The sequence below is a fragment of the Pseudomonas sp. MS19 genome (genome assembly GCF_013277615.1).
Lineage (GTDB): Bacteria > Pseudomonadota > Gammaproteobacteria > Pseudomonadales > Pseudomonadaceae > Aquipseudomonas > Aquipseudomonas marincola.
In genome coordinates, this window is record NZ_VBTO01000008.1 from 554,110 (window position 1) to 569,166 (window position 15,057).

The 15,057-nt window shown below is 58.8% G+C and carries 13 protein-coding genes; 11 read left to right on the plus strand and 2 right to left on the minus strand.

Annotated elements, in window-relative coordinates; all coding sequences use genetic code 11:
- Positions 1-104 precede the first annotated feature (104 nt).
- The gene (gene cytX, locus FEZ62_RS09720; RefSeq protein ID WP_172927511.1) at positions 105-1,403 is read left to right on the plus strand and encodes a putative hydroxymethylpyrimidine transporter CytX; all 1,299 of its coding nucleotides are present in this window, start codon (positions 105-107) and stop codon (positions 1,401-1,403) included.
- Here cytX and FEZ62_RS09725 read toward each other — a convergent pair.
- The gene (locus tag FEZ62_RS09725; protein WP_172927512.1) at positions 1,363-2,100 is read right to left on the minus strand and encodes an RsiV family protein; all 738 of its coding nucleotides are present in this window, start codon (positions 2,098-2,100) and stop codon (positions 1,363-1,365) included. The two genes, cytX and FEZ62_RS09725, sit on opposite strands and share 41 nt — an antisense overlap.
- A 278-nt stretch (positions 2,101-2,378) precedes the next feature.
- Here FEZ62_RS09725 and nudF point away from each other — a divergent pair, with 278 nt between their 5' ends.
- From nudF to FEZ62_RS09770, 9 genes are all read left to right on the plus strand, one after another.
- Positions 2,379-2,996, plus strand: coding sequence for an ADP-ribose diphosphatase (gene nudF / locus FEZ62_RS09730; protein ID WP_069898307.1), 618 nt, complete (start codon positions 2,379-2,381; stop codon positions 2,994-2,996).
- Positions 2,987-3,451 carry a DUF1249 domain-containing protein gene (locus FEZ62_RS09735; protein WP_069898306.1) on the plus strand — a complete coding sequence of 155 codons (465 nt, stop codon included), beginning with the start codon at positions 2,987-2,989 and terminating at the stop codon, positions 3,449-3,451. The genes nudF and FEZ62_RS09735 overlap by 10 nt, the downstream gene beginning before the upstream one ends.
- A gap of 117 nt (positions 3,452-3,568) precedes the next feature.
- Positions 3,569-4,384, plus strand: coding sequence for a 3',5'-cyclic-AMP phosphodiesterase (cpdA, locus tag FEZ62_RS09740; RefSeq protein ID WP_172927513.1), 816 nt, complete (start codon positions 3,569-3,571; stop codon positions 4,382-4,384).
- Positions 4,385-4,530: 146 nt separating this feature from the next.
- Entirely contained in the window at positions 4,531-5,157 is a 627-nt protein-coding gene (locus FEZ62_RS09745) for a YqiA/YcfP family alpha/beta fold hydrolase (RefSeq protein WP_172927514.1), read from the plus strand.
- An 80-nt stretch (positions 5,158-5,237) separates the two neighbouring features.
- Positions 5,238-7,127: a DNA topoisomerase IV subunit B gene (parE, locus tag FEZ62_RS09750; RefSeq protein ID WP_172927515.1), complete on the plus strand. Its 1,890-nt coding sequence runs from the start codon at positions 5,238-5,240 to the stop codon at positions 7,125-7,127.
- 5 nt (positions 7,128-7,132) lie between these two features.
- Positions 7,133-8,107, plus strand: a complete 975-nt coding sequence (locus tag FEZ62_RS09755; RefSeq protein ID WP_242454936.1) for an esterase-like activity of phytase family protein — start codon at positions 7,133-7,135, stop codon at positions 8,105-8,107.
- Positions 8,104-8,628 (plus strand): TIGR02281 family clan AA aspartic protease, encoded by a 525-nt coding sequence (locus tag FEZ62_RS09760; protein ID WP_069898301.1) that lies wholly within the window; start codon positions 8,104-8,106, stop codon positions 8,626-8,628. The genes FEZ62_RS09755 and FEZ62_RS09760 overlap by 4 nt, the downstream gene beginning before the upstream one ends.
- Before the next feature lie 7 nt (positions 8,629-8,635).
- Positions 8,636-10,900: a DNA topoisomerase IV subunit A gene (gene parC / locus FEZ62_RS09765; protein ID WP_172927517.1), complete on the plus strand. Its 2,265-nt coding sequence runs from the start codon at positions 8,636-8,638 to the stop codon at positions 10,898-10,900.
- Between the two features lie 268 nt (positions 10,901-11,168).
- Positions 11,169-11,876, plus strand: a complete 708-nt coding sequence (locus FEZ62_RS09770) for an ABC-type transport auxiliary lipoprotein family protein (protein WP_172927518.1) — start codon at positions 11,169-11,171, stop codon at positions 11,874-11,876.
- Positions 11,877-11,938: 62 nt separating this feature from the next.
- Here the strand turns inward: FEZ62_RS09770 and FEZ62_RS09775 are convergent, their stop codons facing one another.
- A complete protein-coding gene (locus FEZ62_RS09775) occupies positions 11,939-13,510 on the minus strand; it encodes a histidine kinase (RefSeq protein WP_069898298.1) in 1,572 nt (523 codons plus the stop codon).
- A 304-nt stretch (positions 13,511-13,814) separates the two neighbouring features.
- Here FEZ62_RS09775 and serB point away from each other — a divergent pair, with 304 nt between their 5' ends.
- Positions 13,815-15,029, plus strand: a complete 1,215-nt coding sequence (gene serB, locus FEZ62_RS09780; RefSeq protein WP_069898297.1) for a phosphoserine phosphatase SerB — start codon at positions 13,815-13,817, stop codon at positions 15,027-15,029.
- Positions 15,030-15,057: the final 28 nt, after the last annotated feature.

Consider the following 15,057-nt stretch of genomic DNA (forward strand, 5'->3'; position numbering starts at 1 on the left):
AAAAGGTGCGTCGGCTTGATCGCCGCGCACCTGATTCGTGGTTTTAGAGCGCCGGGGTTACTGACTCCGGCTTTTGCTTATCTGTTGATTGAGATGCCTTGCGCATGAAAACTCCCAATACTTATTCACCTCATCTGGCGGTTCCGGCCGGGCAGCGCGTATTCGGCGGCCGTGACCTGTTCTCGCTGTGGTTCTCTCTGGGCATCGGCTTGATGGTCTTGCAGCTTGGCGCTTTGCTCGCGCCGGGCCTGGGCATGAGCGGCGCTATGCTGGCCATTGCTTGCGGCACCGCGGTCGGCGTGCTGCTGCTCGGCGCGGTTGCGGTCATCGGCAGCGATACCGGGCTGGCTTCGATGGCAGCGCTCAAACTGTCGCTGGGCAGCAAGGGTGCAGTGCTGCCAGCGCTGCTCAATTTGCTGCAACTGGTTGGTTGGGGTGCATTCGAGATTATCGTCATGCGTGACGCTGCCAGCCTGCTGGCGGGCCGTGCATTCGGTGAGAACAGCCTGCTCACCGAGCCGATGCTCTGGACCCTGCTGTTTGGTGCGCTGGCAACACTGCTGGCAGTAAGTGGCCCACTGACGTTCGTGCGGCGGATTCTGCGCAAGTGGGGCATCTGGTTGTTGCTCGGGGCGTGCGTCTGGCTGACCTGGAACCTGTTCGACAAAGCCGACATGACCGCGCTTTGGGCGCGCACCGGTGATGGTTCGATGCCGTTTGCGCTGGGCTTTGATATTGCCATCGCCATGCCACTGTCGTGGCTGCCGTTGATCGCCGATTACTCGCGCTTCGGCAAGAGTGCGCGCAGCGTATTTGGCGGCACAGCCTGCGGATTCTTCCTGGGCAACTTCTGGCTGATGAGTCTCGGCGTTGCTTATACGCTGGCGTTTGCGGCAGATGCCGAGGTCAACACCTTGCTGCTGGCATTGGCGGGCGCGGGGCTGGGGATACCGTTATTGCTGATCCTGCTCGACGAGTCCGAGAATGCCTTTGCCGATATTCACTCGGCGGCGGTTTCCAGCGGGATTCTGCTGGCGTTCAAGGTCGAGTACCTGGCGCTGGCGATTGGCGCGCTGTGCACCTTGATCGCGCTGTTTGCGCCGTTGGCTGAATACCAGAATTTTCTGCTGCTGATCGGCTCGGTGTTCGCGCCGTTGTTTGGCGTGGTGCTGGTTGATCACTTTATTCTGCGCCGTCGGCAGGTTCCGCAGGGAGCGTTGCCAGCATTACGCTGGGATACCGTGGCAGCCTGGGGCTGTGGTGCGGTGATTTATCACCTGCTGAGCAATTTCTGGCCGGACGTGGGTGCAACCCTGCCGGCGTTGTTAGCGGCGGCGGGGTTGCAGTTCGTGCTGGGAAAACTCAGCTCTCAGGCAAAAACTCTGGTTTCAGTATCCCCTTGAGCTGAGCGTACGGAATGGTCAGCGACGGATGGCCATTCGAGTACGGGCCGAGGGTCAGTACATCGTATTTGAGCAGCAACTGGTCGCGCGTCAACGCAATGTTTTGCGTTTCGCGGAACGGCCAGTCCTTTACAAAGCTTGGGTCTTTATCCAGCTGATTCTTCGCCAGCCAACGCTTATGGGCTTGCTCGACTTGAGCCCAGAATGCCCCGGACCGGCTCGGCAGCAGAATATCGTTGAGGGTCAGCACCTTCCCTGTGTCGCGGTCGTAGTTGATGAAACCGCGACCGGGCATACCGTGATTGCCTCCCGTGTCGATGTAGCTGGAGAACTCAATCACCGCAACATCGTCATGTTGATCAATTAGTTTGGCCTGCAGATAGGTTTTCCAGCCTGGCTCGGCGTTTTGCAGGAAGTCCTTTTCAAACGACTCCAGCGAGGTGGGCTGCGGCGCGTCCGGTGAGTTTTGGGTCATGCTGAGCAGGCGCTTTTCAACCAGTTCATCCAGTTGTGGATTGTTGGCGAACTTCAGCGTGTCGATGTTCACCAGCGGGCAAGATTCACCCGCGCAGCCTGGCAGACGGTGCTCCCACGCCACGCGTTTAGGCTGCAGGGGTTCTTGTTGCGGCAGCAGGCTTTGGCAGCCACCGAGGATCAGGCCGAAACCTGCTATTGCGAGTAATTTGCTCAGGGACATTGAATTCTTCGTTGGCTGAATGAAGAGAATGCAGAGTTTACAAGGGTGTTGGAAGGTTTGGGCAAGGGCGCAAAGGGCTTCACATGATCCACAGGTTATCTGCTGATGGTGCGTTTTGACTGCACAAGCGTGCACGAGTTCGCAGCACATTACCTGATCTGGCCCATTGCCCGCCAACGGCTTGTGGCTTGCACCGGCGTACCACGTAAATTGGCTGCATAGCTGGGCGCGCAGAGTTAGGATGCGCGAAAGCAGCTGATGAATGAGATGAGACAACCATGAGTGAACTGTTCAAAGCCGATGCGGACTCGCTGGAAATACTGCAGCGTGAAACCTGTTTCAAGGGCTTCTACCGGCTCGACCGGCTGCGTCTGCGTCATCGCCAGTTCAGCGGCGCGATGGGGCCTGAGATCAGTCGCGAGCTGTTTGTTCGCCACGATGCGGTCTGCGTGCTGCCCTACGACGCGCAACGCGACGAAGTAGTGCTGATCGAGCAGTTTCGCGTTGGCGCGGCCGATAAAAGCGCCAGCCCGTGGTTACTTGAACTTGTGGCCGGTTTGATAGACAAAGACGAGCAGCCTGAAGAGGTGGCACGCCGTGAGGCGGTAGAGGAAGCCGCGCTTGAGCTTGGGGCGCTGTGGCCCATCACTCAGTACTATCCTTCACCCGGTGGGTCGGACGAACGTGTTCATCTGTTTATCGGCCGTTGCGACAGTTCCAACGCTGGTGGCGTGCACGGTCTTGCTGAAGAGGGTGAAGATATCAAGGTGCATGTGTGGGCATTCGAAGATGCCTTGCAGGCCGTTAAAAATGGCATTATCGACAATGCAGCGAGCATTATTGCGCTGCAATGGCTGGCGCTTAACCGCGCCGAAGTGAGGGGGATGTGGGTTTAAATTTGCTACGTGAGCGCTACCGGGTAGACCTGCTGGAACTGCAGGCCACCTGTGAGGCGAATTATGCTCGGCTGATGCGCTTGCTCCCGGCAATGCGCCAGGAGGAGGGCGTGCGCCGGATTGCTATCACCAGCGAGCAACACTCCATGGGCATGCTGGCGCTCAACGTGCTGGAAAACTGCCCTTACACCTCCACCATCGAGGTGAGTCAGGAACATAATCTGTCGTGGATGCCGGTGCCAACCCTGGAGGTTCGGGTGTATCACGATGCGCGCATGGCTGAAGTCATCAGTGCGCAGAGCGCCCGGCGCTTCCGCAGTATTTACCCGTATCCCAATGCGGCGATGCACCAACCGGACGAGAAAACCCAGCTCAACGTGTTTTTGGGTGAGTGGCTCAGCCATTGCCTTGAATGCGGGCATGAGCCGGAGCCGGTTTTAGTGGGCTCACGCTAGGCAGACCGGCCTACATTCAGAACAGTCTGAAATTCTGTGATACAGGCCCGCTTAGCGGGTTTACTGCCATCTAAGCTAGCCTCCATACTTTAGCTATTCCGCTCAAGGAGATGGCTTTTGCCGAGCGCGCCGATGTCTAAAACCGATTCTTCCGTACTCATCGTGCAACTTTCAGACAGTCATCTTCTTGAGGAAGAGGGCGGCAGATTGTTGGGCATGGATACTTACGACAGTTTGCAGCAAGTGGTCGACCGGGTTCTGCAAGAGCAGCCGGTGGTCGATCTTGTGCTGGCCACGGGCGATCTCTCACAGGATGGCAGCGAAGCCTCGTATCAGCGCTTCCGTGAGGTCAGCTCGGCCATTGATGCGCCTGCGCGTTGGTTGCCAGGCAATCATGATGAAGTGCCGGCGATGCAGGCCGCCTGCGTTGCGACTCATCTGCTTGACCCGGTCGTGGATGTCGGCAACTGGCGGGTCATTGTGCTGGATTCCTCAGTCCCTGGCGCTGTGCCTGGCTATCTGGGTGACCAACAATTGGCGCTGCTGGAACGTGCCTTGAGCGAGGCGCCAGAGCGCCATCACTTGATTACCCTGCATCATCACCCTGTGAGCATTGGTTGCCGCTGGATGGAGCCGATTGGCTTGCGCAATCCGGGCGCGCTGTTTGCTGTGCTGGACCGCTTTCCACAGGCGCGCGCCGTACTTTGGGGGCATGTGCATCAGGAGTTCGACCAGATGCGCGGTAACCTGCGTCTGCTGGCGTCGCCGTCCACCTGCGTGCAGTTCATGCCGGGCAGTGAAGACTTTCAGGTCGACACAACCGAACCGGGGTATCGCTGGTTGCGCTTGTACGACGACGGCCGCTTGGAAACCGGCGTGTCACGGGTGGCCGGGATCGATTACGTGGTCGACTACAGCGTTAAAGGCTATTAACCGCTAGCCGTCGTGCGCCTGCACGTCTGGTCTGTTTCTCAGGGCTGGCGGTGCATCAGGCTTACGCTTTGCAACTTCTTGGGCTAGAGCCTGACCCTGTAAAGCTGCTACCGTTTGGCCTTATTAATCAATTCACTCGAAAATCCATGCCTGCCAGTCACCCCAGCATCCTCTACTTACACGGTCTGAACAGCTCGCCAGCCTCGCACAAAGCCAGTCAGTTGCAGCGGGCAATGCAGCACATGGGGCTGGCCGAACAGTTGGCGATACCGGCTCTGCATCATCATCCGCGTGTGGCAATCGCGCAGATAGAGACGCTGATCGAAACCCTCGGGCGGCCTGTGCTGGTCGGTAGCTCGCTGGGCGGCTACTATGCGACCCACTTGGCTGAGCGGCATGGGCTTAAAGCGCTGCTGATCAATCCTGCTGTGAGTCCGCATTTACGCTTTGATGGTTATTTAGGCCCGCAGACCAACTTTTACAGCAATGAAACCTGGGATCTGACCGCCGATCATGTGAGCGCGTTGGCTGAGCTTGATGTGCCGCCGCCGACGGATGGAAGCCGTTATCAGGTCTGGTTGCAAACGGCTGATGAAACCCTTGATTATCGCGACGCAGGCGTATTTTATCGCCAGTGTGCCTTGCGTATTCAGGCTGGCGGCGATCACGGCTTTCAGGGATTTGCTGAGCGCCTGCCAATGCTCTTTGCTTTTGCGGGGATCGCGCCACAATACTGGCGTGATACCAATTTTTGCGCGCTGGATGTGCAGTGATTAGCCAGTTGATGGCCGAACCCTGCACCTCGCGCTCTGTTTAGAAGTACCTCGATTAACTGAAGAAGATTAAGAGACCTATGGCCAGTTATAACGCAGACGCCATCGAAGTCCTTTCCGGTCTTGATCCGGTTCGTAAACGTCCCGGCATGTACACCGACACCAGTCGGCCCAATCACCTGGCTCAGGAAGTCATCGACAACAGTGTCGACGAAGCGCTGGCCGGTCATGCCCGTTCGATCCAGGTCATCCTGCATCAGGACAACTCGCTCGAAGTCAGCGATGACGGGCGCGGTATGCCGGTCGATATGCACCCTGAAGAAGGCATCAGCGGCGTCGAGCTGATTTTCACCAAGCTGCACGCCGGCGGTAAGTTCTCCAACAAGAACTACCAGTTCTCAGGCGGTTTGCACGGTGTGGGCATCTCGGTGGTCAACGCGCTCTCGACCCACGTTGAAGTGCGGGTCAAGCGTGACGGCAGCGAATACCAGATGACCTTTGCCGATGGCTTTAAATCCAGCGACTTGCAAGTGGTGGGGACGGTTGGCAAGCGCAACACGGGCACCAGCGTGCACTTCTGGCCGGATGGCAAATATTTTGATTCGCCGAAGTTCTCGATCAGCCGCCTCAAGCACGTGCTCAAGGCCAAGGCAGTACTCTGCCCGGGTCTGGCTGTCAGCTTTGAAGACAAAGCCAGCGGCGAGCGGGTTGAATGGCTTTATGAGGACGGCCTGCGCTCCTATCTGGTCGATGCCGTCAGCGAGTTCCAGCGTCTGCCGGATATGCCGTTCTGCGGCAGCCTGAGCGGCAATAAAGAAGCCGTTGATTGGGCGCTGCTGTGGTTGCCGGAAGGCGGCGACAGCGTTCAGGAAAGTTACGTCAACCTGATCCCGACAGCGCAGGGCGGCACGCACGTCAACGGCCTGCGTCAGGGCTTGCTCGATGCCCTGCGCGAGTTCTGCGAATTCCGCAACCTGATCCCGCGTGGCGTCAAGCTGGCGCCGGAAGATGTCTGGGAACGTATTGCCTTCGTCCTCTCGATGAAAATGCAGGACGCCCAGTTTTCAGGGCAGACCAAAGAGCGTCTGTCGTCGCGAGAAGCCTCGGCGTTTGTCTCGGGCGTGGTCAAAGATGCGTTTAGCCTGTGGCTCAATGCCAACCCTGAGTTGGGTCAGCAGTTGGCTGAACTGGCTATCAGCAATGCCAGCCGTCGCCTCAAGGCTGCGAAAAAGGTCGAGCGCAAGCGCATCACCCAAGGTCCGGCGCTGCCCGGTAAATTGGCCGATTGCGCTGGGCAGGACCCGAAGCGTTCTGAGCTGTTTCTGGTAGAGGGTGATTCTGCTGGCGGTTCGGCCAAGCAGGCGCGCGATAAAGAGTTTCAGGCGATCATGCCGTTGCGCGGCAAGATTCTTAACACCTGGGAAGTCGATGGCAGCGTGGTGTTGGGCTCGCAAGAAGTTCACGATATTGCCGTCGCGATCGGTATCGATCCAGGTTCCACTGATCTGACGCAACTGCGCTACGGCAAAATCTGCATCCTTGCCGACGCCGACTCTGATGGTCTGCACATTGCCACTTTGTTGTGCGCGTTGTTTGTTCGGCACTTCCGTCCGTTGGTCGACGCCGGGCACATTTTCGTGGCCATGCCGCCGTTGTATCGCATTGACCAAGGCAAAGAGATTTTCTACGCGTTGGATGATGCCGAGCGCGACGGTATTCTTGATCGACTGGTCGCCGAGAAGCGTCGCGGCAAACCGCAAGTCACGCGATTCAAGGGGCTGGGCGAGATGAATCCGCCGCAACTGCGTGAAACCACCATGGATCCGAACACCCGTCGTCTGGTTCAGCTCACGCTGGAAGACTTCGCCGGTACGGAAGAGATCATGGATATGCTGCTGGCCAAAAAACGTGCGTCTGATCGCAAGTCGTGGCTGGAGTCGAAAGGAAATCTGGCTGAGGTTCTGCTTTGAGGCAGCTGTTATTTACCCTGACCCTGTTTATCTCGGCGCCGCTGTTTGCGGCGACCGAGGCCCCCGAAGAACTCAAGCTGCTCAGTGAAAACCCAGTCGCCGGCATGGAGCAGGGCAACCTGTCCGGGCTGGCGTGGTGCGGTGATGCCTTGTGGGCGGTTTCCGACCGTGAAGACGGGCGCGTTTATCGGCTCAACACCGATGTGAGTCCGTGGCAAGCCGAGGCTGAGACATTTGTTGCGCCGCCGCTGCCGGACAACATGCGGCCTTGGGGCATGAAAATGCGCGGCTGGATCACCGGCCTGATCCGCGGTGGCGATCTGGACTTCGAAGGCATTTCCTGTGATTCCGCTGGCAACCGTTACCTGCTCAGCGAGGCGCATGCTGGTGTGTTGAAAATGCCGCCAGCGGGGGAGCCCGAGTGGCTGACCCTGCCGAAAACATTCATGCGACAGGCGCGAGCCAGTGGCTTGCTGCTGCACTTTAACGCCATGCTTGAAGGGATTGCGATTGATCCGGCAGGCGAGCGCATGTGGTTGGCTGCCGAGCGTGAGCGGCGGGGTTTGCTGGCGTTGTATGGCAAGTCCAACAACTGGCGCTGTCAGGGCCCTTGCGTGCTGCAAAGCGAGAGCGGGGTTGTGGTTGCGCCCAAACTTGGCGCGGGACCAGTGCCCAAGGATTATTCCGATCTGAGCTTTTATCAGGAAAAACTCTTCACCCTGGAACGTCAGGCGCATCAGATCTGTCGCCGTGAACTTGAAACTGGTGCCGTCGAGCGCTGTTGGTCCTTTGCCGAAGAGGCACTGACCGACGCCCGCCGCTACGACAGTAAATACGGCATGGCCGAGGCGCTGTGGATTGATCCCGAAGGCGCCTGGATTGGTCTGGATACCGGTGCTCACACGCGCGCCGATGGCGAAGACCGGTCAATCGTCTGGCGTTTTGCCGCGCCAAAAGGTGGCTGGGAGCAAGCGGAGTGACTGAGCAGACGCCGGGCAAACGCGCGGGGCGGGTGATGTGGGTGCTGGCGTGGGGCGCAGGCATTTTGCTGGCGACACGCTTTTTCGGCGACTGGGAAACGGCTCAGTACAACCCCAATCAGGCGCCGGTGTCGGTTCAGGGCAACGACTATATTGAAGTCCGCTTGGTCAGCTCCCGTGATGGGCATTACGTCTCGGCGGGGCAGATAAACGGCAATGATGTGACCTTTTTGCTCGATACCGGCGCCACGCAGGTGGCGGTGCCGAGTGCAGTGGCTGAACAGCTTGGCCTGCAAGCGGGCGCGCCGATTGTGATCCGCACCGCAAATGGCCGGGCTACCGCCCACAAAACCCGGCTCGACCGGCTTAAACTGGGCGCAATTGAACTGCGCGACGTGCCGGCGTTAATTGCGCCTGGCATGCATGGCGATGAGGTGCTGCTCGGTATGAGCGCCCTCAAACAACTCGAATTTACCCAGCGCGACGGCACCTTGATGCTGCGCCAATCAACTTTGCAATGAGGCCCGCATGAGCGATTTACTCGACTTGAGCCTGGATGGCGTAGAACGCCGTTCGTTGGCCGACTTTACCGAGCAGGCTTACCTCAACTACTCGATGTACGTGATCATGGATCGCGCGCTGCCGCATATCGGTGATGGTTTGAAGCCCGTGCAGCGGCGCATCATCTACGCGATGAGCGAACTGGGCCTGGACGCTGATTCCAAGCACAAGAAATCGGCGCGTACCGTCGGTGATGTGCTGGGTAAGTTCCACCCGCACGGCGACTCTGCCTGCTACGAGGCGATGGTGCTGATGGCGCAACCGTTCAGCTACCGCTACACGCTGGTCGACGGCCAGGGTAACTGGGGTGCGCCGGATGATCCGAAGTCATTCGCGGCCATGCGTTACACCGAGGCGCGGTTGTCCCGCTATTCCGAGGTCTTGCTGACTGAGTTGGGCCAGGGCACGGTTGATTGGGTGCCGAATTTCGACGGTACACTCAACGAGCCGGCGACTTTGCCGGCACGTTTGCCGAACTTGCTCCTGAATGGCACCACCGGCATTGCCGTGGGCATGGCCACCGATGTACCGCCGCATAACCTGCGTGAAGTGGCAGCAGCCTGTGTGCGCCTGCTCGATGAGCCAAACGCCACGGTCGAACAGCTCTGCGAGCATGTTCAAGGGCCGGATTATCCGACCGAAGCTGAAATCATCACGCCGCGCAGCGAGCTGCTCAAGGTCTACGAGACAGGCAAAGGCTCGGTGCGCATGCGTGCGGTGTATCGCATCGAAGATGGCGATATCGTCGTCACCTCCCTGCCGCATCAGGTCTCGGGTTCCAAGGTGCTTGAGCAGATTGCCGCGCAGATGCAGGCCAAGAAATTGCCGATGGTCGCGGACTTGCGTGACGAGTCTGATCACGAAAACCCGTGCCGCATCGTGATTATCCCGCGTTCCAACCGCGTCGATTGCGAAGAGCTGATGCAGCACCTGTTCGCCACCACCGAGCTGGAGTCCAGCTACCGGGTCAACACCAACGTGATTGGCCTGGATGGCAAGCCGCAGGTGAAAAACCTGCGCGAAATGCTCCGCGAATGGCTGGCTTACCGGACCAACACCGTACGCCGTCGTTTGCAGTTCCGCCTCGACAAGGTCGAGAAGCGTCTGCACCTGTTGGAAGGTTTGTTGATTGCCTTCCTCAATCTGGATGAAGTGATTCATATCATCCGTACCGAAGACCAGCCCAAACAAGTGTTGATCGAGCGCTTTGCGCTGACTGACGTGCAGGCCGATTACATCCTCGATACGCGCTTGCGTCAGTTGGCGCGGCTCGAAGAAATGAAAATCCGCGGCGAGCAGGATGAGCTGGCCAAAGAGCGCGACAAGTTGCTCAAACTGTTGGGCAGCGAAGCCAAGCTGAAGAAGCTGGTGCGTGATGAAATCATCAAGGATGCCGAAACCTATGGCGACGACCGCCGCTCGCCAATCGTCGCGCGCAGCGAAGCGCGGGCGTTGTCTGAGACTGAGTTGTTGCCGACCGAGCCGGTCACCGTGGTGGTGTCTGAAAAAGGCTGGGTGCGCTGTGCCAAAGGCCATGACATCGACGCCACCGGCCTCTCTTATAAAGCCGGCGACGGATTCAAAGTTGCAGCGCCGGGACGCTCTAATCAGTACGCGGTGTTCATTGACTCGACAGGGCGTAGCTATTCGTTGCCTGCCCACTCGTTGCCATCAGCCCGCGGTCAGGGTGAGCCGCTTACCGGCCGCCTGACGCCGCCGCCTGGCGCCGTGTTTGAAGCGGTAATGATGCCAGAAGACGACGCGCTCTACGTGATCGCCTCGGATGCCGGCTACGGATTTGTGGTTAAAGGTGAAGACCTGCAAGCCAAGAACAAGGCGGGCAAGGCGCTGCTGAGTCTGCCTGCCGGTGCCAAGGTTGTTGCGCCCAAGCCGCTGACCAGCCGCGAAGAGGACTGGCTGGCTGCCGTCACTACCGAAGGCCGTCTGTTGCTGTTCAAAGTGGCGGATCTGCCGCAGTTGGGCAAAGGCAAGGGCAACAAGATTATTGGCATTCCTGGTGACCGGGTGGCCAGCCGTGAAGAGTATCTGACCGATCTGGCTGTGTTGCCGGTGGGCGCAACGCTGGTGCTGCAAGCGGGTAAGCGCACCTTGTCGCTGAAAGCCGATGATCTTGAGCACTACAAAGGTGAACGCGGGCGTCGCGGGAACAAGCTTCCGCGCGGATTCCAGCGTGTTGATGGGTTGCTGGTCGAGCGGATTACACCGGCTTGATAACAGCTTGTATGAGTACAAGGCTGGAGTCATGGCGCGCTTTAGCGGATGATATGCGCCTTCGGCTAGCGCCGAGGGCATCATCCGTGCATGACTCAGCGGTAATGACGACCTTTTGACTCTTCATCTGCGGGCGTAAATCCACCGATTATGGCGGTTTATATGCAGTATTTCGTCGAAGTTCGGATAACTGCTTAATTGCCGTCTATGCCCCGCTAGCCAATCGATTATTTGGATGCCGGTACAGTTTGCCGGCTGGATGAGAGTGATGAGCCTAGTGCGCCTCCCTTTAGTATTACTTTTGACAGGCCTGGTTAGTCTTGTAGGTTGTGTAAGTCAGCAACCGGTGCCTTTGTATCAGTTGGATAGCGGCAAAATCAGTGTGCCAGCGGACAAGGACGGCATTGCTGTTCTGCTGGGCCCGGTGTCGATTGCGGATTACTTGCAGCGTGAAACCCTTTTGCAGCGTCAGGCTGACGGTAGCTTGATCGCGGCCAGCGGTGTGCGTTGGGCAGGCAGCCTGGCTGCCGAGCTGGATCAGCAACTGCTGCGTCAACTGGCTTCACGCCTCGACAGCCAGCGTTTGGTGTTGTCGCCAGCGGAGCCGGGCTTCACCCCGCAAGTACAGGTTCTGCTGACCATCGCCCGGCTCGACTCAGGCCCGCAGCAGCCTGCCGTGCTGGATGCGCAGTGGCGCCTGATGAGCAAGGATGGCCAGTTGATTGATGGCCGCATGGTGCACATCGAAGAGGCGCATGAGGGCAGCATTGCTGATCAGGTTCGGGCGCAAAGCCTGGCGGTGCAGCAACTGGTTGGCCAGTTGGCCGATGCGATCAAGACCAACAGCGCAACGCCTGTAGCGGTGACGCCGCCAGCGGCCAAGAAGCCTGCGCCAACCCCGGCGGCGAAAGAGCCTCCGCCGAAGATACCGATGGCCCAGCCGATCCGCATAGATTCCGAGGTTTATCGCTTCTGATAGCGTTGCCCGGATAAAACAAAACCCGCAATTGCGGGTTTTGTTTTATCCGGGATCTGGCATCACTGGGTTTCGTGCATCCGGCCCAGTTGGCGTTCCAACAACGACGGGTAAGGCTCCAGCAGACGCTCAACGCAGCTGGCACCCTCGGGGCTGGCAATCGCACGAATGCGCGCACGCTGGCGTACCAGCGGGTCTTCAGCAATGCTGCGCTCAACCAGCAGCAGATTGCGGCTGTGTTGCGACAGCGCGAGTGCATCTTGCGCGTGTTCATTGAGCAGCAACTCACCCTGGCTCAGGCCAGTGAGGTTCTTGCCCTGAGTCATGCCGAGCTGCAATTGCAGTGTGATGCCGCTGTCGGCGACTTCTATCTGCAGGGCGTGGCCCAGCGCGCGCATCAGCTCACCGCAGCAAATGGCATGGGTCAGGTAATCGTCGTCACCTTCCTGACAATGGAACAGCATCAGGCTGCTGCCGTCGCTCAGGGTATACAGCTCGCCTTCATACAAGGCCGATGCCTGATCAAGGCAGCCGCGATAGCGCTTGAGCAATTCCAGCAAGCGGCTGCGGGGCAGGCGCTTGAGCTGGTCCTGCGCGCCGAGCTGAATCGCCAGCACCGCGCTTGGCAAAGTGGATTTAACCGGCGCTGGCGCCACTGGCGTGTGCTGGGCAACGGGCTCAGGTTCGGGCTGCAAGCCGTCGAAGGCATCGTCGTCATCGCCATCGTCGAGGGCGGTGAATACCGGCGCACGGCGCACGGCAGGCCGTGGCTGCGACGGTGTCCGGTCCGCAGGAGCGTCGTCAATATCGAACTCATCGCGATCGGCGCTGAGGTCGGGAACATGAAAGGATTGCGCGGCAGCCTCAGGCTCATCAAGGAAGCTGTCGTCGATGTCATCCAGCGCAGGTTCTGGCTCTTCGACCGGCTCGGGCTCCGGTTTTTCAGGGACCAGACGCGCTTGCAACTGACGGGCGAGATCGCCGACTTCATCATTACGGCCCGCGCCTGGCGCGTGATCATCCGGGTCGCGCAGCCAGATGCGCAACTGCATCAGCGGCGTGGAAATGTGCCGGCCCAGGCGCAGACTCAAGGCCAGGGTCAGGGCCAGCAGAATAAGGCTGAGAATGCCCATGCTCTGCAGGCTGATCGTCATCGGTTGCTGGAACTGCTGCATATCGAGGCTGATGCGCAACTGCCCGGCAATCACATCCTGAAAGGTGATCGCGGTCGAGTAGAGGCCGTCGGTTTCGCCGAGAATGCTTTGGCTCGGGCGCGTGCCGGCTTCGGCGAGAATACGGTTATCGACGCTGTAAATGGCAGCATGCGCAACCAGCGGGTTTTTCACCAGATTATTCAGCAGCACGTTAAGGCTGAGAATATCGTTGGAAACCAGCAGCTCGGTCGCCGAAGCGGATGTCTGGATAATCAGGCTGGTGCCCAGCGCGTCAGCTTGTTGCTGCATGGCTTGCTTGAACTGCATGCCAATCACCCACGCATAGATCGCCAGCGCCATAACGACGAGCAGCAAGCTATGGCTGGCGATACGCAGCGGCAACGGCACGCGACGCTGGCGCAGGGCCTGAAACAGCAATACGAAGAAGTTATCGGATTTCACGGGGGCGGGCCGGTTCACAGAGCTCGGCTCTTGTCGACTATAGATGCCGCGCAGTATAGCGATGAGCAGGCATGTGGCAAAGCACCCAGAATGGCCGGAAAGTCAGGAAAATGGGTAGAATGTGTGCCTCTGCCCAGCCTGACTGGGGATTACCGTTACTGAAAAATTCTTAACTGCCAGCAAACGGTGAGATTTAACGGGTGTTTTACCCGCAGATTCACAGCTAATAGGTGCTTGCGCGCCACTATTAGCTCTATTTATTGAGTCGGACAGCAGCAGCTGTCCACTCACTTTCACCACTAACCTGCCTGGAGAGTGCGCTTTGCGCGAAATCGTCCTGATCAACATTACCGGCGAAGATCGTCCGGGGCTGACGGCCGCCATTACCGGGGTTTTGGCGCAAGGCGGCGTTAATATTCTGGATATCGGCCAAGCGGTTATCCATGACACTTTGTCTTTCGGCATTCTGGTTGAAATTCCCGATACCGAGCGCGCCTCATCGGTGCTCAAGGATGTGCTGTTCTGCGGCTATGAACTCGACCAGCAGGTGCGTTTCACCCCGGTCTCCGAAGCGGATTACCAGCAGTGGGTCGGCGCGCAGGGTAAACCGCGGCATATCGTGACCCTGCTGACGCGCAAGGTCACGGCTGAGCAATTGCAGCGCGTCAGTGCGATTACGGCCAAGTACGGCCTGAACATTGATCACATTGACCGCCTGTCTGGGCGCATGCCGCTCGACATGCCGGATGAGCAGGGCAAAGGCTGCATCGAGTTTTCGGTACGCGGCGAGCCGGCAGACCCAGCCGCACTGCGTGTTGAGTTCCTTGGTGTGGCGCAAGAGCTCAATGTGGATATCGCCTTCCAGCAGGACTCGCTGTTCCGACGCAATCGCCGCCTTGCCGTGTTCGACATGGACTCGACTCTGATCGAAGCAGAGGTCATCGATGAGCTGGCCAAGGCCGCAGGCGTGGGCGATCAGGTCGCTGAAATCACCGAGCGGGCGATGCGTGGAGAGTTGGATTTTGCCGCGAGCTTCAAGGAGCGTCTGGCGCTGCTCAAAGGCTTGTCCGAGGATGTGCTGAGCGATATCGGCGCCTCGCTACGCTTGACCGAAGGCGCTGAAACGCTGTTCAGCGAATTGCGTCGCCTGGGTTACAAGACGGCGATTCTGTCTGGCGGTTTCACCTACTTCGCCAAACAGCTGCAAGCCAAGCTGGGTATCGATTACGTGTTTGCCAACGAGCTGGAAATTGTCGATGGCAAAGTCACCGGCGTGGCGGTCGAACCGATTGTCGACGCGCAGCGTAAAGCTGATTTGCTGCGCCAGCTGGCGGCTCAGGAAGGTTTGCGTCTGGAGCAGACTATTGCCGTGGGCGATGGCGCGAATGATTTGCCAATGCTGGCCATTGCCGGTTTGGGCGTAGCCTTCCGGGCCAAGCCGTTGGTCAAACAGTCCGCCAAGCAAGCCATCTCGACGCTGGGTCTGGACGGCATTCTCTACCTGCTCGGTTATCGCGACCGCGACGGGCTGGATTGAGCTGTTAGCAGACACGTAAAAAAACCGC

What these genes read in the sequence shown, in the direction of transcription:
- FEZ62_RS09725 (WP_172927512.1), bottom strand. Translation starts at nt 2,100, where the DNA reads ATGTCCCTGAGCAAATTACTCGCAATAGCAGGTTTCGGCCTGATCCTC.
- FEZ62_RS09770 (WP_172927518.1), top strand. Translation starts at nt 11,169, where the DNA reads ATGAGCCTAGTGCGCCTCCCTTTAGTATTACTTTTGACAGGCCTGGTT.
- nudF (WP_069898307.1), top strand. Translation starts at nt 2,379, where the DNA reads ATGAGTGAACTGTTCAAAGCCGATGCGGACTCGCTGGAAATACTGCAG.
- parE (WP_172927515.1), top strand. Translation starts at nt 5,238, where the DNA reads ATGGCCAGTTATAACGCAGACGCCATCGAAGTCCTTTCCGGTCTTGAT.
- cytX (WP_172927511.1), top strand. Translation starts at nt 105, where the DNA reads ATGAAAACTCCCAATACTTATTCACCTCATCTGGCGGTTCCGGCCGGG.
- FEZ62_RS09745 (WP_172927514.1), top strand. Translation starts at nt 4,531, where the DNA reads ATGCCTGCCAGTCACCCCAGCATCCTCTACTTACACGGTCTGAACAGC.
- parC (WP_172927517.1), top strand. Translation starts at nt 8,636, where the DNA reads ATGAGCGATTTACTCGACTTGAGCCTGGATGGCGTAGAACGCCGTTCG.